This is a genomic window from Labrys sp. KB_33_2 (assembly GCF_052114505.1).
Lineage (GTDB): Bacteria > Pseudomonadota > Alphaproteobacteria > Rhizobiales > Labraceae > Labrys.
Window position 1 is genome coordinate 1 of the sequence record NZ_JBFREW010000002.1, and the last position, 21,762, is coordinate 21,762.

Consider the following 21,762-nt stretch of genomic DNA (forward strand, 5'->3'; position numbering starts at 1 on the left):
CAACAAGTCGGAGGAAGGCGGCTCCTCGGCCTATGTGCCCGCCAACGAGAAGGACGATACCCAGCTCAACAAGGCGATCGACCTGCTGCATGGTGCGCAGAAGAGCGCCTATTTCCCGCCGGATCCGAAGGCGGGCGTGCCGAACTGACGGGCTTTCAGCCCGACTCGGCTATCGCCTGCTCGATGGGCCGGTCCGGCAATGGCTTAAACAATGTTTTAGCGACCTCGTTTCGCTCGAAAAATTGCGCATCAATAAAATCAAGCACTTACAATCGCAGATTCAAATCAGGGGTTCCGTGCCCTGCAACCAATAGCAGAAGCCGTTGATGGAAGGAGCTGAGAGAGAGGGAGAAGCGGCAAGGCCCAGGACTCGTTGATCAGAGCCAAATGATGACGGCCGCTTCGAATCGGAAAGCTACGACGCCGCCGGATCGTTGATAATAACATGGTCGGCCGACCATGAACTGGGCCACACCTCTGCCTCGGCAGCCCCGTGGCGCATCTTGCGGCAGTAGCCGACCGGCAAATCATGCGCGATGAGGATGGGGCTCAAGCCGGATGCGGCCGCATGCGGCCCGAGCGCCGCTGCAATGCCGGTGTAGCCGAGTGCCCCGTCGCACGGCACGTAAGCGCAAGCGCCGCCCATGACGACGTCGGTTGCCGGGTTGCTGCCTGGCGTGCCGACGGCGCCGACGACACAAACGACAGTCTGAAGTTCGGTCGCTCGCGCATAGGCACAGCTGAACACGCGGTAATAGCCCGAGATCAGTCCCGTCTTGGCTGGAATGAGAATCAGATCGAGGTCGAGTTTGCCGAGGCGGGCCCACAGCGACGTGAATTCCACATCGAGGCAGATCAGTATCGCAATGCGCAAGCCCGCCCACTCGATAATCTCGACGTCGGTTCCAGGCGACAGCAGCCAGCCCTGCGGGTCCATCTCGCTCGGCGTAAGGCAGAGCTTGTCCTGGCTAACCTCGCGCCCGTCCGGAAGGAAAAGCCAGGCTCGGTTCGCGTAGCGCGTACTGCCTTTCTCGTCGATGAGTGCGTGCGGCATTGTACCCGGCAGCAGGGCCACATTGTAGCGCGCTGCAAGTGGGCGCAACATGACAAGCGCTTCCACGGCTTGCGCGGCGAGCCAGGGCAACTGATCTGGCACCGTAAGCCCGGGCGGAGAGAAACTGAGCCACTGCATACAGGCGAATTCAGGCAGAGCGAGGATTTGCGGTGTGGACGACGAGAATTCCATCATCTTCGCTTCAACGAACCCGACCCAGGCCTCCAGGCTAACAGCCGATACTTCAAGATTCGTAGCCCACATCGCGACGGATAACGTGTCCATGGTCCATCTCCTGCTGTCGAACCCGAACAATTCATGCGCTGGAGTTGTTATGGCTCTGTGTGAATAATGCCGGAATTATTTCCAGTACGCCGTTATTGCTGCCGGTGCGTCATATTTGCTCGAATGACCTAGGAAAGTGATATCGGATTAATCAAGCTAGGAACATGGCAAGAACGAGTCGATGGAGGTCGATGTCGGCATATTGCCGTCCCGGCTGGCAAAGGCAGCTCTCGTCTGGTGTTCATGGACGATTTCCAATCCAGTTTTTTTGTGCAGTGCAGCAACGATATTGCTGCAGATGCGTTGTTCCCGTTGCCGTTCAATTCCGGGCGTCAAAACAGAGACAGCCACATTGCGAAAAATCTCCGATACGATCGCGCGCCTAAGCGCGTTGCACATGCAACGCTCCGTTCAAGCCCTGGACCATGGAAAGCAAGACCGCCTCAAGGTTCTGACGGACTTTGGCTCCAATCCGGGGGCGCTGAAGGGCAAATTCTACCTTCCGATCGACTTGCCAGAGAATGCGCCGCTTGTCGTCGTGCTCCATGGCTGCACCCAAAATGCCTCCGCATACGACCATCATTCCGGATGGTCTCGGCTTGCCGACGACGCCGGCTTTGCCCTGCTTTTTCCCGAGCAACAGCGTACCAACAATCCGAACCTTTGTTTCAACTGGTTTGAGCCTGGAGACACCAGGCGTAACTCCGGTGAAGCGCTCTCGATTTGGCAGATGATCGAGGCGATGGTCCTTACGCACGGGATCGATCGACAGCGCATCTTCGTCACCGGGCTTTCAGCCGGCGGCGCAATGGCGGGGACCATGCTGGCGACGTATCCGGAGGTCTTTGCCGGCGGGGCAATCATCGCAGGGTTGCCGTATGGCAGCGCGGCGACGGTCCCGGAGGCGTTCGATCGCATGCGCGGCCACGGCGGCCCGTCGGCGCAAGATCTGCAGCGGCTCCTCCATCGTGCTTCGGACCACCGTGGACCGTGGCCGAAGATATCGATCTGGCAAGGCACGGCCGACTACACGGTTGCCCCTTCCAACGCGGAAGCAATCGCCCTTCAATGGCAGGACGTGCACAGGTTGAAAAATACCCCGGCACGTTCGGAAACCACCGGTGCCCATGCAAGACAGGTCTGGTGCGATGCTTCCGGTGAGGCGGTCGTCGAGATCAGGATGATCGCGGGAATGGGGCACGGAACACCCGTCGGAGATGGCTTGGGCACTCCCGGACCCTACATGCTCGATATTGGCATCTCGTCCACGCGCGAGATCGCGCGTTTCTGGGGCATCGACGCGATGCAGATAAGCGATTCGACACCATCGAAGCCCATCGTGGCTGCAACAGAAGTGCCATCACCGAGCATGCCGTCGCCGGCCGCGGAAAAGAAGATGGCGAGGCTTCCAGCCCCGTCGGACGGTGGTCTATCCACACCTCGATTGGAGACAGACCGGCGGGGTGTACGCACGATCATCGAAGATGCGCTTCGGGCAGCGGGCTTGATGCGTTGATGTAGGCATCACGGTATAAATTGACCTCGCGCGTGCTCTGCGGCTGTTGTCTGAGCCTGAACAGGCAGAGTAGGGGGCTCTTGGGTTCGATGAGAGCCCGCGGATGGTCGGATTGGGCCCGATCTGAAAGTCGCCGAACGTCTCAGGATGCGGGCGTAGCTTCCCTGAGGCAATGGATATGTCGTGGATCAACCGATGAAGTCCACGGCATGATGCAGACCGACATGCCCCAGTCTCGCCTGGGCCGACCGGGCGCGATGTCATGGCTTGCGAACTGCTGGTCTGCCTGATGACGCCCGCTCGATCAGAGTGCATCCGACCTTGTGAATGCGGTGAGGCGACGATGTGGTCTTGTTTGCGAGTTGCCCGATGGCCCAGGCGCCCATCGGACGATGTGGAAGCTCAAGCGTGGTCAGTTGGGGCCGCAGGTGGCGTGACAGCTCGTCATCGTCATATCCGACGACGGAAAGATCATCCGGAATACGCAATCCGGCCTCGCCGATCGCAGTAAAGCAGCCCATGGCCATTTTGTCGTTCTGGCAGAAAATGGCAGTCGGTGGCTCCTCGATCGACAGGAGTTTCTGCGTCGCCTCGAAGCCGGATGTCGGTGTCCAGCTCCCCTCGACGACCAGCCGGCCGTCGTAAGGAAGGCCAGCCTCCGCCAGCGCCCCTCTATAGCCGGCGAGCCGATCCTGAGCGGCCTCCATGAAACTCTCTCCAACGATTGTGCCGATGCGCCTGTGCCCTTTCTTGATCAGTGAGCTGGTCGCCATTCGCCCGCCCGTCATCTCATCGGGGACCACCGCTGGAAAGCGGTCATCGTCGGTATAGCAATTGAGCAAGACCAGGGGGACGGGAAGAGTGTCAAAGGCGTGATCCAAGGAGACCCGACGTGTGAAGATCGACATATAAACAATGCCTTGCGCGCCGGCCTGCAGAAGCCGAGCCAGCGCTTTGCGCTCGTGCTCCGCCCGGCCTTGGGTTTGCGCCACGAGAATGGTCACGTCGTTTTCCCAGGACGCGTGCCGGGCGCCCTCAATGGCGTTGACCGCTTCCGGCGTTGTCGCCAACTGGTCCACAATGAAGCCGATGCAACCGCCTCGCAGGTCTTCGAGACCCGCCCGCCGGATCGGACTTCCCATTCCGTAGCCAAGGGAGCTGGCAACATTCAACACCCGCTCCCGCAGTTCGGGAGAGATCTTGATGTCCGTGACGCTGTTCAGAACGACGGATACCGTCGCCTGCGAGCAACCGGCCGCCTTCGCCACGTCCATCATCGTCACGCGCTTGGTGGTCTTCCGGCTATTCACGTGTCCCCCGTTCGGACCTCGATCGTACATGAACTAATAAAGTTCGACCATTGACTAATAATTATTAGTAGCGGTAGTGTTGGAAAAATTGGGAGGAGATGGCTCCATGACCGCGCAGCCCTCGTACAAATACGACATCGCCTCTCAGGTGGCGCAACTTGCCGAGGACGGCATTATCGGACTGAAAGGGGCCTTCAGCCCCGTATGGGCTGACCACATGCGGGAAGACATGATGACGGCGTTCTGGTCAGCCATTCAAAGGCCCGGCGGCGCCGTCGGTCGCGGTCCGCGCCGCTGGTATGTCGAGATACACCCGCAGGCGTTTGGCGGTTTTGTGGACCTCATCGTCCACCCATGGGTGGTGGATGTCTGCACCCATGTCCTGGGGCCTGATTACCAGATCGTGGAAGTCGGCTTCGACGTGCCGTTCCAAGGTGCAAAGTACCAGCCCTGGCACCGTGACTTTCCCTCGCCTGTCGACACCTATCGCGATCGAAAAATCACCTCGCTCGCCTTCAACCTCACCGGCGTCGACGTCACCGAGGATATGGGGCCTTTCGAAGTGGCGCCCGGAACGCAATATGACGACGGCCGCGAATGGAAGCACGAGATGTTTCCGGACAAGTCGCTCTGGAGCCGTTTCCAGGAGCGTGCGACCCGCAAATATCCTCAGCGTGGCGATGTCTCCTGTCGGTCTGCCCTGACGGTCCACCGAGGAACAGAGCACCAATCGCCTATCGCGCGGCCCGTCATGGTCCTCGGCGTCGATGCACCAGGGGCCGGACATGCCGAACTGCATGACATGATGGTCACCCGCGACTGGTATGACGCGTTGCCGGACATTGCGAGAAAACATCTCGTCTGCCGGGTCGTGGATGAGTTGGTGCCGATCAGCCAGAAGCACGATATCGAAGGTCTCGTGATGGGAGCCGATCCGACCTGAAGACAGCCCTCAGCGCGGGTGGATCAACCAGCCCGCCATTTTGGTGTCTCGAACTCTGTGGTAGAATGTCGAGAATACCGGGATGCATTGACGCCCACCACAGAACGACGCTAGGCTATGCTATTACTTCTTTTTTGGAAGAATAGTGCTGACCGGCGTCAGCGTTCCTCGCGTCAGTAATGAAGTTGCGGCAGCGGGGGCTGCCGGCTTGGCAGCCTTTGGCTTGCGAGTTTCCCGATTGCCGCGTTTTTGTCCCTTGGCCATTCCTGTCGCCCTTTGTCAGCCGCATTTTGAATTTCTTGTGCAGAAACACAAAGCCCTGCGATCTTTGAAATCCAAAATGGTGCGATGGTTTCGTTAGTTATGTTACATCATATTTCACAATTATATTCGTAAATGAACGCAAAAATCATGCCAATTGACATTTGAAATAGGCAATTTACGTTTTCACTTAGGTAGTTATGATTACAAAAATTAAAAGGGGAGGAGGATATATTATTTTGTTTATTTTAAATTCATGAAAAATACCTTGATATTGAGGTGGATCCGTGTAAGGTTTCACTACTGCATTTTCTGACCTCCGTGGCCAGAGGTGCCACCATATGTGAGGTCAATCGGGCTTCACGTGCTGCGCCACCGGTTTTTGCAGCGGGGACCAGCCAGGGCAAATTACCTGCCGTCGCCACGCAACAGGCCCATCCCGGCCCTCGTATCGACAGGCTTTGATATGCCCACCAGCACCACCATCGCCGCGGTGAATCATCGCCGCCGGCATTCGGACAGGCCTTTGCAATTGGCCTCATCTCCCTTGGTTCTACTCGTGGAGCACGAACTCGCTTCGCGTGTGAGCAGTGCCAACGAACTGCTGGATGAAGGCTACGATATTGTCGAAAGTGAAAGTGCCAGCGAGGCTATGAGCATTTTGCGGAGTCGCAGCGACTTCGATGCGATGATTGGTGACATTGACGCGGAGCATGCTCCCGGTGGGCTGGCTCTTGTTCGCTACGCGGTAAATCACCATCCGTCGATGAAGATCCTGGTCCGGTCCGCCTGGCCGGATGCCCAAGCGGAGTCGGGCGAGATCGATACGGATTTTCTGCCGAAGCCATATCCCGCGGGTGACCTCGTCCGGCGCATGCACGGCCTGCTCGGCTATCGGCTTGCGCCGGTACGTGAATAATCCGTCTGCACCGCAAGGTTCTCCGGTGACGTGGAACCCCCTATCGAAATCTAAAACGACGAAGGAAATCCATGATGGTTACAGATGTGAAGCCGATCTACAGCAGTTCAAACGGGGATCGTTGGGTTCTGGTCCACGACATCGAATCCGGCCGATCTTTGGTCAGGCATGAACCGAACCGGTCTTCGGGCGGGAAAGCAGTCGAGATCGATGTTGACGATTTCATTCTGCGCGATGGTGAGAGCCCACAAGGGATCGCGTTGCGAGCATTGCTGAGCAAATAATTCTTCGTTCGGGTAGCCCGAAGAGAAAAATTCAGGACACGGGCATCGGATCGGAAAAATTAATTGCGAGTCTCGATGTGAATTTGATCCACAATTCGATCATAAAACCTCAATATTGCGATATTTTTGTAGTTCTATTTTTATAATTTATCGCTAGTTCGCCGTTCGATTCAATTCAGAATCGAACATTTTTTCAAAAATGCTGTTAATACGTTGATATAAAGTCCCGAAAATATTCGCGATTGATCGTCTAATCTGAACGGAAACAATAGCAGGCGCTAGCCACGGATGGACTAGCGGGCGTTTGCTGGCATGTCATTTTGGATGAGACCGATTTGGGAGGTGCATACGCGTGCTGCCATGGAGCTCGCCATTCATATGCGCTGAAGCCGGCGCTGACAGCGCGACTGGATAGGGAATGAACGCTTTGTTGCATCGGATGTTCGGGCTTCGCGCGCCACCACACCCATGGAGCGCCATCGCACCGGTGCGCGAGGAGCTGTTCGGCGTCGAGCGGCTCGAGCAGCATGCGCAAAGCCTCGCTGCTGCGCAAACGGTCACGAGGCGCCCGCCCGCCGTTCTGCCTCTACAGACACGATTGAACGACAATGCCACTGCACTGCTCAAGGCGTACCGGGCAAGCGCCGCGGACGTGGAGAGCGGCCTTGGTATTGTTCCCGCGGCGGAATGGCTTCTCGACAATTATCATCTGGTCGAGGAGCAGATCCGCGAGATCCGGGATGACCTGCCGCCTGGCTATTATCGGCAACTGCCGAAGCTGGCGAGCGGGCCTTTCGCGGGCTATCCGCGGGTGTTCGGGCTAGCCTGGGCCTTCATAGCGCATACCGACAGCTATTTCGATCCCGAGCTACTGCGCCGGTTCATCCGCGCCTACCAGCAGGTCCAGCCGTTGACGATCGGTGAATTGTGGGCCGTCGCGATCACGCTGCGCATTGTCCTCGTAGAGAATCTGCGCCGGCTCGCCGACCAGATCATTGCCGGACGCGAGGAGCGGGCGGATGCCGACGCCCTGGTCGAAAAGCTTCCTGCAATAGGGCAGGCGGCTTCTGAGCTCGATGTCCTGATGGGCCCCTTCGTGCCCCTGTCGGACATCTTTGCCGCGCAACTCGCCAAGCGGTTGCGGGATCAGGATCCCAGGACGACCCCCGCGCTTGGATGGTTCACGGAGCGGCTCCGCCTGCAGGGCACCTCGATCGAGGACGTGGTGCAGCATGCCCAGCAAAGGCTGGGAGCATCCAACGTCACCGTGCGCAATGTCATCACCAGCATGAGGCTGATCTCCGACATCGATTGGGCGGACCTGTTCGAGACCGTGAGTCTCGTCGACGAGCGTCTTGGCTCGGGAAGCGATTTCGCCGCGATGGACTTCCCGACGCGCAATCTCTACCGGAGCGCGATCGAGGAACTCGCTCGCGGCTCGACATTGACGGAACTCGAGATCACCGGGCAGGTGCTGGAGACAGCGCGCCGGGCAGCCGCGGGCGTGGTCGAGCCCGAGGAACGCTGGCGCCTCGCTGATCCCGGCTACCATCTGATCGGGGACGGCCGGCGCGCGCTGGAACGGGCGATCGACTTCAAGCCGCCTCCACGAACGCGGATAACCCGCTTCGGCCTGCGCCTGGGCATCAGCGGATATGCGGGTGCCATTTTTTCCGTTACCGCCGTGCTGCTCGCCCTGGCGTCATGGGCGCTTGGCCTCTACGGCCTTGATGCCGGCTGGCTTGCCCTGTTCGTCTTGGTGGGGTTCGTGCCGGCGACGGAGGCCGCGATCGCGATGGTCAACCGAGTGGTTGCCTGGTGCTTCGGCGCGACAGCGTTGCCGGGCCTCGAACTCGCCGATGGCGTGCCGCAATCGCTGCGAACACTCGTCGCCGTGCCGACGCTGCTGACCAGCGAGGCCGATCTCCTCGAACAAGTCGAGCGGCTGGAAGTGCATCATCTGGCGGGCTCGAGCGGGGACCTGACTTTCGCCCTCCTCACGGACGGCCTCGACGCGGATCGGCAGACCGTCGAGAGCGATGCGGGACTCATCGCGGTGACGGCGCAGGCGATCGCGCAACTCAATCGACGCTATGGCCCGGGACCGGGAGGCGACCGGTTCCTTCTTCTCCATCGTCGCCGCCTCTTCAACGAAGGCGAGAGCACATGGATGGGATGGGAGCGCAAGCGAGGCAAATTGCACGAGCTCAACAGGCTGCTTCGCGGGGCCTCCGACACCAGCTTCGTGGCCGTGGAAGGGCGCCCCCCCCAGGTGCCGGACGGCGTACGCTTCGTCATTACCCTCGATGCCGATACCAGATTGCCGCGCGATGCCGCGCGCCGTTTGGTCGGCAAGATCGCCCATCCCCTCAACAGACCCAGATTCGACGACGGCGAACGACGAGTCGCGAGCGGCTACGCGATACTCCAGCCGCGTGTCACGCCGGCATTGCCGCTCGACCATGAGGGCTCCATCTATCAAAGGGTGTCGTCGGGCCCGGCCGGCATCGATCCGTACGCGGCGGCGATCTCGGACGTCTACCAGGATCTGTTCGGCGAGGGCACCTATACCGGCAAGGGTATTTACGACGTCGATGCTTTCGAGGCCGCTCTCGCCGGACGCGTGCCGGACAGCACGCTGCTGAGCCATGATCTCTTTGAGGGCGTTTTCGCTCGCGCCGGCCTTGCCTCCGACATCGAGGTCGTCGAGGAGGTCCCGCCGCGATACGACGTCGCCGCAAGACGCCAGCACCGATGGATCCGGGGCGACTGGCAGCTTCTGCCCTGGGTGTTCGGCTCCTCGACCGGGGACCGGGCGATGCCGCCCCTGGGGCGCTGGAAGATGCTGGACAATCTGAGGCGGTCGCTGCTGGCGCCCTTCACGCTGATGGCCTTTGCTCTGTCGTGGCTGTTCCCAATCCCTGCGGCAGCGGTCGGACTTGCGGTCGTGTTCGCGGCCGTTGCGATCCCGGCCTTCCTGCCGGGCGCTTTCTCCATATGGCCGCGCCGCTCGGGACTGCATTTGCGCAATCATCTCGGCATGCTCGATCGTGGCCTGCGCCTCGCGGCTGCCCAGGCGTTCTTTTCGATCGCCTTCCTGCCCGATCAGGCTTGGCGGACGGGAGACGCGATCGCAAGAACCCTTGCGAGGCTGTTCGTCACGCATAAGCATCTTCTGGAGTGGACGACGGCGGCAAGATCGGCTGCAGCACCGCGCCTGAGCGTGGGTGGCTTCTATCGCCGGATGGCGGGCGGTGTGGCGCTTGGCCTGGTTCTGGCGGCACTCGCCGTCACGCTCGCTCCGGCCTCCTGGTTGCTCGTCCTGCCTTTCGCATTGCTCTGGGCCGGAGCGCCGGCACTTGCGTTCCGCATCAGCCGCGCGCCGCCGATCTCGCGCCGGCTTACCATGTCGCAGGCGGAGGCGGCCGATCTGCGCCTCACTGCGCGTCGCACCTGGCGCTATTTCGAGACCTTCGTCACACCGTCCGACAATATGCTGCCGCCCGATAATTTTCAGGAAGAGCCGAAGCCGGTGCTCGCGCGGCGTACGTCACCCACCAATATCGGGCTCTATCTGCTTTCCGCGGTTGCCGCCCGCGATTTCGGCTGGGCCGGGCTTACGCAAACCGTCGAGCGATTGGAAGCCACACTCGACACCATGCGCGAGCTCGCCTTGTTCAAGGGGCACTTCTTCAACTGGTATGATACGCAGAATCTGCGCATTCTCGAGCCGGCCTATGTCTCGTCGGTCGATAGCGGAAACCTCGCGGGTCACCTGATCGCGCTTGCCAACGCCTGCGAGGAATGGGTGGGCGCCGCACAGGCGCCGGATGTGAGGGCCGGCATGCTGGACGCCTTCACCCTGGCGCGCGAGGCGGCCGACGCCCTGCCCGCCGGAGGAGGAGGGCCCGGGCAACCACTCACCGTCATTCTCGATGAGATCGAGGCCCTGCTCAACAGTCCGAGGGCGATCGAGTCCATCGCTGCGCCGCTCAACAGGCTGGTCGAAAAGGCCACCGATTCGGCCCGCACGGCTATGTCTTTGATGAAGGACAATGGAGAAGGCGGCCCGCCAGACCTGTTGTTCTGGATCGAGGCGATGAGGCAAGGCGTGATCGAGTGGAGCCGTGATCGTCCCGGGATTGCCGATGTGCCGAACCTCCTCGAGGAGCGCCTGCAAGCGATCGCCGACACGGCGCGTGAAATGGCGCTCGCGATGGATTTCGCGTTCCTTCTCGATCCCGACCGGAAACTGCTGTCGATCGGCTATTCGCTTGCCGACAATGGCCTCGACCCAAGTTGTTACGACCTGCTCGCCTCGGAGGCGCGGCTTGCCAGCCTGTTCGCGATCGCCAAGGGTGATGTTCCCACACGGCACTGGTTCCGGCTGGGCCGAACCGCGACTCCGGTGGGAAGCGGTTCGGCATTGATCTCCTGGTCCGGATCAATGTTCGAATATTTAATGCCGTCGCTGGTGGTGCGTGCGCCGGCCGGCAGCCTGCTCGAGCAGACGAGCCGCCTGGTGGTAGGGTACCAGCAGGCGTATGCGCGCTCCCTCGGCATCCCGTGGGGCATATCGGAATCGGCCTACAACGCCCGCGACTTCGAGTTCACCTACCAGTATTCAAACTTCGGCGTGCCGGGCCTGGGTCTCAAGCGCGGCCTCGCGGGACAGGCCGTGATCGCGCCCTACGCGACGGGACTGGCGACCATGATCGACCCCCAGGCGGCGCGCGCGAACTATAGCCGGCTCGCTGCGATGGGCGCCCGTGGCCGCCACGGCTTCTATGAAGCGCTCGACTTCACCCGCTCCCGTCTGCCGGCGGAAGAGAAAGTCGCCATCGTGCGCGCTTTCATGGCCCACCATCAAGGCATGACGATCGTCGCCATCGCCAACACCCTCCAGGAGGGACGGATGCGCGCCCGGTTCCATCGCGAACCGATGATAAAGGCCAGCGAACTCCTGTTGCAGGAACGTATCCCGGACGAGATCGCCATAGCGCAAGCCCGGGCTGAGGAGGTGAATGCGCCGCTTGTCGCAGCCATCGACGAAGTTGCCTCGGCGCGGCGGCTTGCCGCCTCGGCTGCAGGCCCGCCGATGACGCATCTGCTCTCGAACGGTCGCTATGCGGTGATGCTGACCACCACCGGCGCCGGCTACAGCCGCTGGCGCGACATGGCCGTGACGCGATGGCGAGAGGATGCGACCCGCGACGACTGGGGGGCGTTCATTTTCCTCAAAGACGTCCAGACCGGAAAGGTCTGGACCGGGGGCGCACAGCCGATAGGGGACGGTTCCGGACACGGAGAAGTCATCTTCGGCGAGGACTACGCCCACTTCATCCATCGCGACGGCAGTCTGACCACGACGATGGACGTCCTGGTCTCTTCCGAGGACGATGGCGAAGTCCGTCGCATAGGCCTGACCAACAATGGTCGCCGCCCGCGTGAGATCGAGCTTACCTCCTACGCGGAAATGGTGCTGGCGACGCCCGCCGCCGACAACGCTCACCCGGCCTTTTCCAAGATGTTCGTTCAGACCGAGCATCTTGCCGAGTTTGGCGCACTCGTGGCGACGCGCCGGCCGAGGTCCCCTGACGAGCCACGGCTCTGGGCGGCCCATCTCACGGTGGTCGAGGGTGAGATTGCTGCCGATCCGCAATATGAGACCGATCGGGCCCGCTTCCTCGGCCGCGGCCGCACGATCGCCGACGCGGCGGCTCTCAAGGAGGATCGGCCGCTCTCGAACACGGTCGGCACGGTTCTCGATCCGATCTTCTCGCTCAGGCAGCGCGTGATCGTTCCGCCCGGCAAGGTGGTGCGGGTCGCTTTCTGGACCGTGGTTGCATCGTCGCGGCCCGAGCTTCTGGACATCGTCGACCTGCATCACGATCGCAGCTCGTTCGATCGTGCAAAAACACTGGCGTGGACCCAGGCACAGGTTCAGCTTCGCCATCTCGGCGTCGCGGCGACGGAGGCGGCCGATTTTCAGCGCCTCGCTGCGCCGATCCTCTACGCCGATCCGCGTTTTCGGGCATCGTCGGAAGCGATCCTGCGCGGGGCTGGACCCCAGTCTGGACTGTGGCCGCTTGGAATCTCCGGCGACCTACCGATCGTCGTGCTGCGCATCGACGATATCGCGGACATCACCCAGGTCGGACAGTTGCTCCGTGCCCATGAGTATTGGCGCATGAAGCGCCTCGCCGTCGATCTTGTCATCGTCAACGAGCATGCCGCCTCGTACATGCAGGATCTACACATCGCGATTGAAATGGCCGTGCGCAGCAGCCAGTCCCGGCCAAGGCTGGGCGATGCCCACGCGAATGGCTCGGTTCATGTGCTGCGGACCGATCTCATGAGTGCCGAGGCCCGGTCCCTGCTGCATGCGGCGGCCCGAGTTGTACTCCACGCCCGTCGCGGGCCAATTGCCGATCAGGTCGGGCGCTTTTGGCCCCAAGCAGCCGTGCCGTCCCATGGCCGGCGGACAAAGGCGACTATACCCCTCGGATTGTCACAGCCAGCAGCACCCGAACTCGAATTCTTCAACGGCCTCGGCGGCTTCGACAGGGACGGGCAGGAATATGTGACCATCCTCCATGGCGGCCGCACCACGCCCGCGCCCTGGATCAATGTGATCGCCAACGCCAGCTTCGGCTTCCAGGTCTCGGTGGACGGAGCGGGCTATAGCTGGGCGGAGAACAGCCGCGAGAACCAGTTGACGCGATGGTCGAACGATCCGGTTGCAGACCCCTCAGGCGAAGCGATCTATGTGCGCGATGAAGTCACCGGCGATCTCTGGAGCCCGACGGCGCAGCCCATCCGTGACGGTGGTACCTATGTCGCTGGCCATGGCTTCGGCTACAGCCGCTTTGAACATGAGACGAACGGGATCGCCCTCGCGCTGCTGCAATTCGTGCCGCTTTCCGACCCGGTCAAGATCTCCCGCCTGACATTGCGCAACAATTGCGAGCGGTCGCGCCGATTGTCGATCACGGCCTATGCGGAATGGGTGCTGGGCATATCGCGCGGCGCTTCCGCGCCGTTCGTCGTGACGGAGATCGATGCGGTCACCGGCGCCATCTTCGCCCGCAACCCCTGGAACACAGCCTTTCCGGGCCGCATCGCCTTCGCCGATCTCGGCGGGCGTCAGACATCGTGGACAACGGATCGTAGTGAGTTTCTCGGGCGTGGCGGGGAGCCTGGCACGCCGGCCGCACTCATGGACGAGTACGCGCTGTCGGGTGCGGCGGGAGCCGGCCTGGACCCCTGCGCGGCGCTCGCCACGAGCATCGAGCTCGGCGTGGGCGAGACAGTGGAGATCGTGTGGCTGATCGGCCAGTGCAGTTCGGTGGAAGACACGCGCGAACTGATCATGCGCTATCGCAACGCCGATCTCGACGCGGTACTGGCATCGGTGACCGAACATTGGCAGACCCTGCTCGGCTCGATCCAGGTCAGGACGCCGGATCGCACCATGGACCTGATGCTGAACGGCTGGCTGCTCTACCAGGCGCTCGCATGCCGTATCACAGCCCGCTCGGCTTTCTATCAGGCGAGCGGCGCTTACGGCTTCCGCGACCAGCTCCAGGACGGCATGGCGCTATCCTTTGCGGCTCCCGAAGAGACCCGCCGCCATCTCCTACGCGCGGCCTCTCGGCAGTTCGTCGAGGGTGACGTGCAGCATTGGTGGCTACCGCATTCGGGCCAGGGCGTGCGCACGCGCATTTCCGACGACCGTGTGTGGCTTGCCTTCGCCACCGCGACCTATGTCGCTGCTTCCGGCGACGCTGCAGTGCTGGAAGAGACAGTGCCATTCCTGGAGGGGCCGCCGCTCGGCGAGGGCGAGCATGACGCCTTCTTCCAGCCCTCGATCGCCGACGAGCAGGAGACGCTGTTCGAGCATTGCGCTCGGGGCCTTGACCAGTGCCTCGAACTTACGGGCGAGCACGGCCTGCCGCTGATGGGAACCGGCGACTGGAACGATGGCATGAACCGGATCGGCGAAGGCGGCCGGGGCGAGAGCGTGTGGCTCGGCTGGCTGCTGGTGCGTGCGATCGCGCTTTTTGCTCCTTTTGCCGACAGTCGCGATCCGGCCCGTGCCGCACGTTGGCGGGCGCATGCCGCCTCCGTCCAAGCCGCGATCGAGCGCGACGCCTGGGATGGCGAATGGTATCGCCGGGCGACGTTCGATGATGGAACGTGGCTCGGCTCGAAGGAGAGCGAGGAATGCCGGATCGATTCCATCGCCCAGTCCTGGGCGGTGCTGTCGGGTGCTGCAGACCCCGCGCGCGCCGTGCAGGCGATGGCCGCCCTCAATAAACACCTGATCCGCCGGGAGGATGGTCTGGCGCTGCTCTTCACACCGCCTTTCGACACGACCTCCCGCGATCCCGGCTACATAAAGGGCTATCCGCCGGGCTTACGCGAGAACGGCGGACAATACAGCCATGCCGCCATGTGGGCTATCATGGCCTTTGCAAAGCAAGGGCACGGCACAGCGGCTGCCGATCTGTTTTCGCTCCTCAATCCGATCAACCACGCCCGAACGCCTGAGGAGGTCGAGCGCTACAAGGTCGAGCCTTATGTCATCGCCGCCGACGTCTATTCCGTTCCGCCCCATGTGGGACGAGGGGGGTGGACGTGGTATACGGGCTCAGCCGCATGGATGTATCGCGCGGGCGTGGAAAGCATCCTGGGCATTCGCCGCGAGGGTGCCTACCTTGTTATCGATCCCTGCATCCCCGCTGCCTGGCCGGGCTTCGAAGCCACGGTCAAGATTGCCGCCACCCAGTACACCATCCGTGTCGAAAGCCCATCCGATACGGGTTGCAATGTTGTTGTTGCGGCTGTCCTCGACGGGGCACCTCTCGGATGCGTCAAAGGCTACGCCCGTGTCCCCCTGGACGGAGGAATGCACGATTTGCGGATCAGTCTCGGTGGAAAGGTTATTCATGGGGCATGACCGTTCGTCTGCCTCTCCGATTCTGAGTTTGTGGAAGTGTTCGTCGGCATTGCCGCAACGTGCGCGATCTCTTCGAACAGGTGCCGGCCAAGCCACGGCCAATCGAGTTCATCGACGTGCTCGGCCGAAAGCCAGACCGGCAGTGCAGGCCGGCTTCGAGGCCACTATGAACGCACTGTTGCTGAAAGACTTTCCGCTGAAAACCCATAGAGGCCTGCGGAGCAGGATGGAGAAGGACAAGGCGGAGGAGGGCGCTGTAACAGGCCTGCCGATCTGGAAGGTTCCTCGAACAGCTGTTGTTCGGAAACGTCTCAGTCGGCCGCTTTGCGCAGCGGATAATTATTATGGTCGTAGAGAGACTGGATCTCGGCGCCGGTGTAATCGCCATCATCGGTTTCGATCATGAGCGTTCGCAGTTCTGCCAGCGACTTCTCGACCGCGAACTGAACGGCAAGTGCGAGGCTTTCGAACCGACGATATTTCTGGGGTGCCCTGCCTCGCATTGAACGAAAGGCCCCGGGTATCTGCACATATACCGCTGCGGGCGTCGTGAAATCCAATGTCGTCATTTCGGCAATCTTCTCGTAAATTACCATAACAAAAAGGCCGGGCGAACCCGGCCTTCTCATCGCGCATCAATGGCCAGTGCCAGTACATCCGTGGTCAAAGACCAGACGCGCCATATTCTCACGCAGCCTGAAGGTTCTCAGCTGCACTTTTTCCATTGCGCCGATCCGTCACGACATCAAACGAGAGCTTCTGACCCTCTACGATGGTGTGCATTCCCGCCCGTTCGACGGCCGAAATGTGAACGAACACATCGGAGCCTCCAGCATCGAGCTGGATGAAGCCAAAGCCCTTGGTCGTGTTGAAGAACTTTACGGTTCCGGTATTCATAACGATTTCCTTTCAATCGTTCATAATAAATAACCCACCGTGCAAAGCCCCGGCGAGTAAGTTTTGATCGATTTTTGGAGAGGAAAATCGTCGGCGCTAATAGCGCAGAAAAAGATCGGCAACAAGATCGATGAAAATTACCATAAACTTTAAATATGATTATGGCAAGTCAGATAAATATTTTTAGAACTTTCTTCGGAAAGATCCCAGAAATTCCCGGAATTAACATCTCGTATTCCAGAAAATACGAGATGTTCACTTGTCGATCTTAACGACGGATAATCCACTCGGCAATGTGTCCCCGTCGCGAAGCTCAGCAAGTATCTGCGTCACGTCCTCCCGGAAGGACTCCCACATGGGCTCGCCCTCAAACCCTACCAATTCCTCATGTCCCTCCATGCGGCACATCAAGCGGCAAATGCGCTCCACCGGGCCGGAGAGGTTTTGGGACATCGTTCTTTCCTTTCAGTGTGTCTGTTACCGGTGAGCGGAAAGGCCCCTGCCTACCGTTCCGCATTCCCCCGATCGGCAAAGGGAGGCGTTTGCACAAGTGTCGCTATGAGTCGCAGCAAAGCCCTATGCTCTGGACCGTCTGCGCCAGCTCTGAGGAAGTCGCGCAAGGCGATAAAGGAAATGGCGGAGCCGGAAGGACCATTCGCTTGATGAATGATGATGGCCATCCCGTCCGAAGGATCGCGACCGAGGTACCAGACATCATCGCCAGGGCTTCTGTAAAGCTCACGTCGTTCTTCCATCTCAGTTCTCCTGTTTTGCGGTAGCCGGCAATGAGTTGGGTCAGCTTCAGGCAAAATGAGAGGGCCCGGGTGAGAGCTCCACGTCGCAGCCGTTCCCCGCCGCGCCGCTGGCTTCCTCAGTACCTGTCATCATGACAATGTGATTGTCTCACTTTCATTTGGACAATGGTGCGAACGCTGGCTGGGGTGACATCCAAGCAAAGGGACCAAGGTCATCATCCAGCCACGGACCCCCCTGCAGTCTATTGACAGGATCTTTCAAAATCACATTCGTCTTGCACGCCGACCAGAACTTATCCCAGGTCGCGTTGAGCTTGACTCTTCCTGGGAGCGCGGACGTTCTCGTCCGCTCTTGGAAACACGGCAATCGCGGATCGAAGAGCGGATCGTCCGACACTCTCTTGAGTGTTGCAGGGACGTCCGCGCTCCCAGGAAAGCTAAGTCTTCGATAGGTCAGTGTGTTTGAGACTCGATATTACTCGTCTCTACGGCTTTCGAGCCAGGGAAGCTCCTTTTCGTTTCTAGCCGATCAACGCTGGGATCTTGCCAGTTCGCTACGGCGCATGGGCGATGGCTTCCCGTAGCCTTTGAATGAGTTCTTCATGCCCTATGGCTACGGATACTGTCGTTTGATCACCCAGATATATCATCGACCCCTCCTTGAGAGGTTCGATTTTCAAAATCTGGGATACGTTCACAGTAACCGGTGTTGCGTCGCGGCCTGTCTTTGTGAGTGTCATGAGGATTGGTTTCATCTGCCCCCTCGGATTATGAATGTGGCCCCTGACGAGCAACATAACAAGGCGTGAAGGGTACGCTAAACAAGGAGGACCTTGAAGCTCTGCAGACAGCATTCCCTCATAAGCAAACAGGTGTTGCCTCGGTCTTGGTTTCTCACTCTGAAATCTCTGTTTTCCGTCCGCTGCCCGCTGCTGCGCTCCAACAGCATTGCACCTTATGGGGACGAGCGAATTAGACGGGCTCGCTGGACCCGTCGAGATCCGGGGGATGTCTTTTGGAGCCTGGTTCGCGTAGGCGGTGTCCCGTCGGTATTTGTACCGCCGGCGGTCTCTTCACGGTCGCCTTCGCTGTCATGCCTTTGTATTTCTTGCGAAACGTTGGAGCGCTTCTTGTAATAAGAACTTGAAGCGACAGCAAAATCGCTGTTCTTCGGTTGATTTTTTTGTGCAGACTTATCATTTTTATTTTTCATATTATCCAATCCAATCATCAAGTTTACATCTTAAGCCTTATTTGTCGGATTTAATATGAATAAATATTTATTTTGTCTAAGTAATTCTAATTGCTCTTGTTTGCCGCGTGCTCATTCATCGAGGGCAATTCCAACTGAGGCCCGCGCACATAAACGACGTCGATGCCTACTTCTTGGGCCAAATTCGTTGCGGCTTTGACTGCATCGCCGCGGGTATGAAACGGCCCAATGGGGTCGGAGGGAACAACATCCTCCGAGTATGTGGCGCTGTTTACAACCCAAACGGGGCCGGTCAATTCAATCAGGACCCAATGGCTTTCCGTCGGAGGGCTTTCGTCTTCGCGAAGAAATCGAACCGTGGTCATCGCCGTTCCCCTACCAATCCTCATAGGGTGAGAACAGTATGGCACTCGCAAGGTTCCAGTTCGAGGTTGCCACACTCGCATGTGACGACGGTCTTTATCTGTAGGATCGCAGCGAAGTTGAGCTTTCACCGCGCGAAAACCCGGTACCCGGTTCCCACCACGCTGATCGCGTCAGACCCGCCGTAGATGCCCCCTGGTCGCTTCTAAATGTGGGTCGGCATTGTAGCGGGACCCCAGCCATACTCGGTATATCAATGAGTTAGAAAGCAGATCGGCATCGTAGGCGCGAGCCGAGCCACAAACGCGGAAAGGTTCAAAATGGAAGGCTTCCACTTGCTGGGAAGCGCTTCGCCGGTGCGGCTTTTGTCGGTGGCGCCGATATTCCAATCCGTATTCCAATGGTGTTTGTGCTGGAGCGGCGCATCATAGGTTTTGACGGTTCTGTCAGATCGACCATTTAGCCCGATGCTCGCGGCTGCCGGATCAGCCAGGGGCCGCGCGTACCTGGGCGAAGCCTTGGCGCCACGAGGGGTATCGCGGGATCCATCCGATTTCGGTCTTTGCTTTCCTGTTCGAGCCGGCCCGGATTTCAGTCATCATCTTGACCAGGTGGTCGCCGACAACGAACTGGGCGATCCATGCCGGGATGTGCATTGGTGGCTTGGCGCCAAGCAATTCTGCCAACGCCGGAAGCCACTCGCGGACCGGTGCTGGCTCATCGTCGACGACGTTGTAGATGCCAGGCAAGCCGCGGTCGACCGCCAGAGCTGTGGCTTCTGCCGCGTCGTCGATATGCAGGAATGACCACCATGCCATGCCATGCCGTTGCCGATGATCGGCATGCGGCGCTTGCGGATCTGCTCGATCAGGCTCGGATCGAATACGCCGCTCTCGGGACCGTAGAAAGCGCCATAGCGCAGGACGACCCCCTCCACGTCCCTCGACGTGGTGACGCGACGCTCCATATAGGTCAGCGCGTCGAGGGTGGGCTGCATCTGGTGGAGCCGGAACCGAAGTTCCGTCGTGCCATCGATGCTTTCTTTCTGTTTATCGAGCAGCAGCCGGTGGCTGCGCGGGTTTTGCTGTCGACGCCGACCGACAATTTAGTGGCGGCTGAACTGTCACGTGCGGTGCAGGTCGGGGCTTCCGCGAGACTGGTAGTTCTGCTTGCCACATTTATGCGGGGCGATGCTTCGCCCCGCGTGCAGGCTGCGACGGAGTTTCTCAAGCATGGTCTCCACGCGCTCGGCTTGTGGTGGTTCGACCATCCCGATGTCGCGCGTGCAGAACTCGTCGACGTCGTCATGCGCATCGCCTGGCTTGGGCTCCAAACCGATGATGCTCGAGGAGAGCCGTCGTAAACGGTGTCGACATATCGACCCGACGGGGGTGCCCGATGAGAGATCTGGCTTTGCAGGCCGCGGGAGCGTTGGCCATCATGTTTGCGATGATGCACGGGGTCATTGGCGAATGGCAGCTGTTTCCCAAAGCGATCATCGAGACAAAGAGGGTGCGCGCGCTGCTCAGGATGGTCTGGCAGGCAAGCACGATTGACTGGATTGCAATTGGGGCGCTACTGATTGCGGCCCCTGCATTAGGTTCGGAGAATGCCCGCCGATGGATCATTGGAGCCGCGGTGATCGTCTATGGCTACGCGGCTGTCGGCAACGCCATAGCCAGCCGAGGCAGGCATTTGGGTTGGGTCTTGATGAGCCTTGTGGTGATCTTTTCCCTGGCGGGACTTTGAAAAGACACGAGATCGAGTTTGAAGAATATGCCGTGGACCGAGATGGGTGCGCATCGCCGTCCCGTCCAGAAACAGCGGGCGCAGGGGCGATGGCAACCAGATCGGCGGTGTAGAGGCGGTTCAGTATGGCACTGCCGTTTGCCACTCCTCCACGATGTCCGATAATCTCGTCAATGCATCAGGATTTCGCCGCCCCTGCCGATCCTCGCTCGATGAGAGTGGCTGAAAACCGTGCATCTTCTGCTTTCTCCTTGCTGGAAAACATATGTTGCAGCTTGGAAACACTGGCTCGGCCCATGTCGCCGGCCGGCATGCGCATGGTCGTCAGCGATGGGCGCACGAACTTGCTGGTGACGTAATCGTCAAAGCCCATGACGGATATGTCGCCGGGAACGCCAAGGCCGCAATCGGCGAGCGCCGCCAAGGCACCGAGAGCATGGCGGTCCGTGGAGGCAAGGAGGGCGGTGGCGTTCAATCCGGCTGCATAGGCTTCACGAACACAGCGATAGCTATCGGCTTCATCGAGGAGGTCCTCAAAGACCCGGGCCTGATGATGTTCGGCCCTGCTGCGCAGAAACTCCAGCATGCCCGCTTCCCTGTCCTTGAAGTCGTGCCAGCCTGCATGACCCGTCAGATAGGCGAACCGGCGATGTCCCAGGCTCCAAAGATACTCGGTTGCTTCGTAGCCGGCGCGGCGGTTATCGACGGTGATGATCGGAAATCCTGTATTGGCCTGCTGACCGATCAGCACGAAGGGGACGCCGGCGGCTTCAGGCGTACGGCCGGGCATGTGGTCTGCGGCGCCCGCACACACGATGATGCCATCGACCTGGCGAGCAAGCAGTTCGTCGATCACCGTCTCGCGTCTTTCCTCATCGCTGTTGGTGAGACTGAGCAGCATGCAAAGCCCATGTTCACGTGCCATTGCATCAATGCCCTCGACCATGGCCGCGTAATAGGGATTCACCAACAATGGTGCGACCACCCCGATGCTGTCGCTTCGCGCCCGAGCGAGGCTGCGGGCCAGTGCGTTAGGCACAAAACCAAGCGCCCGTGCCGTCTCCTGAACTTTTTCGCGCGTTGCCGCGGCGACCGGGTAATTTGTCGAAGCCAGAACGCGTGATGCCGTGGCGACTGAAACGCCGGCCGCTCTGGCGACATCTCGGATGTTCTTCGTGCCGGTGGTATTGCCGCCCAATCTGAGGCTCCTCGTCTTGTCGTCGCGATGATTGACCGCATCGCTTGGACAGA

Annotated in this window: 15 protein-coding genes; 7 read left to right on the top strand and 8 right to left on the bottom strand. The window is 60.1% G+C overall.

Features of this window, described 5'->3' with window-relative positions:
- Positions 1 to 415: 415 nt before the first annotated feature.
- Positions 416 to 1,339: a nitrilase-related carbon-nitrogen hydrolase gene (locus AB4037_RS03400; protein ID WP_441770536.1), complete on the bottom strand. Its 924-nt coding sequence runs from the start codon at positions 1,337 to 1,339 to the stop codon at positions 416 to 418.
- A gap of 352 nt (positions 1,340 to 1,691) precedes the next feature.
- Here AB4037_RS03400 and AB4037_RS03405 point away from each other — a divergent pair, with 352 nt between their 5' ends.
- Positions 1,692 to 2,855, top strand: coding sequence for an extracellular catalytic domain type 1 short-chain-length polyhydroxyalkanoate depolymerase (locus tag AB4037_RS03405; protein ID WP_441770822.1), 1,164 nt, complete (start codon positions 1,692 to 1,694; stop codon positions 2,853 to 2,855).
- A gap of 260 nt (positions 2,856 to 3,115) precedes the next feature.
- Here AB4037_RS03405 and AB4037_RS03410 read toward each other — a convergent pair whose 3' ends face one another.
- Entirely contained in the window at positions 3,116 to 4,165 is a 1,050-nt protein-coding gene (locus AB4037_RS03410; RefSeq protein WP_441770537.1) for a LacI family DNA-binding transcriptional regulator, read from the bottom strand.
- 106 nt (positions 4,166 to 4,271) lie between these two features.
- On the opposite strand from AB4037_RS03410, the gene AB4037_RS03415 reads away from it, so the two are divergent.
- The 4 genes from AB4037_RS03415 (at position 4,272) to AB4037_RS03430 (ending at position 15,534) form a co-directional block, all read left to right on the top strand.
- Entirely contained in the window at positions 4,272 to 5,108 is an 837-nt protein-coding gene (locus AB4037_RS03415) for a phytanoyl-CoA dioxygenase family protein (protein ID WP_441770538.1), read from the top strand.
- 727 nt (positions 5,109 to 5,835) lie between these two features.
- Positions 5,836 to 6,288, top strand: a complete 453-nt coding sequence (locus tag AB4037_RS03420; protein ID WP_434960442.1) for a hypothetical protein — start codon at positions 5,836 to 5,838, stop codon at positions 6,286 to 6,288.
- Positions 6,289 to 6,359: 71 nt separating this feature from the next.
- Positions 6,360 to 6,572: a hypothetical protein gene (locus tag AB4037_RS03425; protein ID WP_441770539.1), complete on the top strand. Its 213-nt coding sequence runs from the start codon at positions 6,360 to 6,362 to the stop codon at positions 6,570 to 6,572.
- A gap of 418 nt (positions 6,573 to 6,990) precedes the next feature.
- Positions 6,991 to 15,534, top strand: a complete 8,544-nt coding sequence (locus tag AB4037_RS03430) for a GH36-type glycosyl hydrolase domain-containing protein (RefSeq protein WP_441770540.1) — start codon at positions 6,991 to 6,993, stop codon at positions 15,532 to 15,534.
- Positions 15,535 to 15,845: 311 nt separating this feature from the next.
- Here the strand turns inward: AB4037_RS03430 and AB4037_RS03435 are convergent, their stop codons facing one another.
- The 5 genes from AB4037_RS03435 to AB4037_RS03455 form a co-directional block, all read right to left on the bottom strand.
- Positions 15,846 to 16,103: a hypothetical protein gene (locus AB4037_RS03435; RefSeq protein ID WP_441770541.1), complete on the bottom strand. Its 258-nt coding sequence runs from the start codon at positions 16,101 to 16,103 to the stop codon at positions 15,846 to 15,848.
- 118 nt (positions 16,104 to 16,221) lie between these two features.
- Positions 16,222 to 16,431 carry a cold-shock protein gene (locus AB4037_RS03440; RefSeq protein WP_434960445.1) on the bottom strand — a complete coding sequence of 70 codons (210 nt, stop codon included), beginning with the start codon at positions 16,429 to 16,431 and terminating at the stop codon, positions 16,222 to 16,224.
- A gap of 255 nt (positions 16,432 to 16,686) precedes the next feature.
- Positions 16,687 to 16,884: a hypothetical protein gene (locus AB4037_RS03445; protein WP_434960446.1), complete on the bottom strand. Its 198-nt coding sequence runs from the start codon at positions 16,882 to 16,884 to the stop codon at positions 16,687 to 16,689.
- Positions 16,885 to 18,485: 1,601 nt separating this feature from the next.
- Positions 18,486 to 18,764 carry a hypothetical protein gene (locus tag AB4037_RS03450; RefSeq protein ID WP_434960447.1) on the bottom strand — a complete coding sequence of 93 codons (279 nt, stop codon included), beginning with the start codon at positions 18,762 to 18,764 and terminating at the stop codon, positions 18,486 to 18,488.
- A gap of 483 nt (positions 18,765 to 19,247) precedes the next feature.
- Positions 19,248 to 19,580: an NAD-dependent epimerase/dehydratase family protein gene (locus tag AB4037_RS03455; RefSeq protein ID WP_434960448.1), complete on the bottom strand. Its 333-nt coding sequence runs from the start codon at positions 19,578 to 19,580 to the stop codon at positions 19,248 to 19,250.
- Between AB4037_RS03455 and AB4037_RS03460 the strand changes: the two genes are divergently transcribed.
- Both AB4037_RS03460 and AB4037_RS03465 read left to right on the top strand, forming a co-directional pair.
- Positions 19,565 to 20,125, top strand: coding sequence for a hypothetical protein (locus AB4037_RS03460; protein WP_434960449.1), 561 nt, complete (start codon positions 19,565 to 19,567; stop codon positions 20,123 to 20,125). The two genes, AB4037_RS03455 and AB4037_RS03460, sit on opposite strands and share 16 nt — an antisense overlap.
- A gap of 35 nt (positions 20,126 to 20,160) precedes the next feature.
- Entirely contained in the window at positions 20,161 to 20,511 is a 351-nt protein-coding gene (locus tag AB4037_RS03465) for a hypothetical protein (RefSeq protein WP_434960450.1), read from the top strand.
- A 178-nt stretch (positions 20,512 to 20,689) separates the two neighbouring features.
- Here the strand turns inward: AB4037_RS03465 and AB4037_RS03470 are convergent, their stop codons facing one another.
- On the bottom strand, positions 20,690 to 21,709 hold the full coding sequence (locus AB4037_RS03470) for a LacI family DNA-binding transcriptional regulator (protein ID WP_434960451.1): 1,020 nt from the start codon (positions 21,707 to 21,709) through the stop codon (positions 20,690 to 20,692).
- Positions 21,710 to 21,762: the final 53 nt, after the last annotated feature.

What these genes read in the sequence shown, in the direction of transcription:
- AB4037_RS03400 (WP_441770536.1), bottom strand. Translation starts at nt 1,339, where the DNA reads ATGGACACGTTATCCGTCGCGATGTGGGCTACGAATCTTGAAGTATCG.
- AB4037_RS03415 (WP_441770538.1), top strand. Translation starts at nt 4,272, where the DNA reads ATGACCGCGCAGCCCTCGTACAAATACGACATCGCCTCTCAGGTGGCG.
- AB4037_RS03420 (WP_434960442.1), top strand. Translation starts at nt 5,836, where the DNA reads ATGCCCACCAGCACCACCATCGCCGCGGTGAATCATCGCCGCCGGCAT.
- AB4037_RS03425 (WP_441770539.1), top strand. Translation starts at nt 6,360, where the DNA reads ATGATGGTTACAGATGTGAAGCCGATCTACAGCAGTTCAAACGGGGAT.
- AB4037_RS03430 (WP_441770540.1), top strand. Translation starts at nt 6,991, where the DNA reads ATGAACGCTTTGTTGCATCGGATGTTCGGGCTTCGCGCGCCACCACAC.
- AB4037_RS03435 (WP_441770541.1), bottom strand. Translation starts at nt 16,103, where the DNA reads ATGACGACATTGGATTTCACGACGCCCGCAGCGGTATATGTGCAGATA.
- AB4037_RS03440 (WP_434960445.1), bottom strand. Translation starts at nt 16,431, where the DNA reads ATGAATACCGGAACCGTAAAGTTCTTCAACACGACCAAGGGCTTTGGC.
- AB4037_RS03445 (WP_434960446.1), bottom strand. Translation starts at nt 16,884, where the DNA reads ATGTCCCAAAACCTCTCCGGCCCGGTGGAGCGCATTTGCCGCTTGATG.
- AB4037_RS03450 (WP_434960447.1), bottom strand. Translation starts at nt 18,764, where the DNA reads ATGACCACGGTTCGATTTCTTCGCGAAGACGAAAGCCCTCCGACGGAA.
- AB4037_RS03460 (WP_434960449.1), top strand. Translation starts at nt 19,565, where the DNA reads ATGACCACCATGCCATGCCATGCCGTTGCCGATGATCGGCATGCGGCG.
- AB4037_RS03455 (WP_434960448.1), bottom strand. Translation starts at nt 19,580, where the DNA reads ATGGCATGGTGGTCATTCCTGCATATCGACGACGCGGCAGAAGCCACA.
- AB4037_RS03465 (WP_434960450.1), top strand. Translation starts at nt 20,161, where the DNA reads ATGAGAGATCTGGCTTTGCAGGCCGCGGGAGCGTTGGCCATCATGTTT.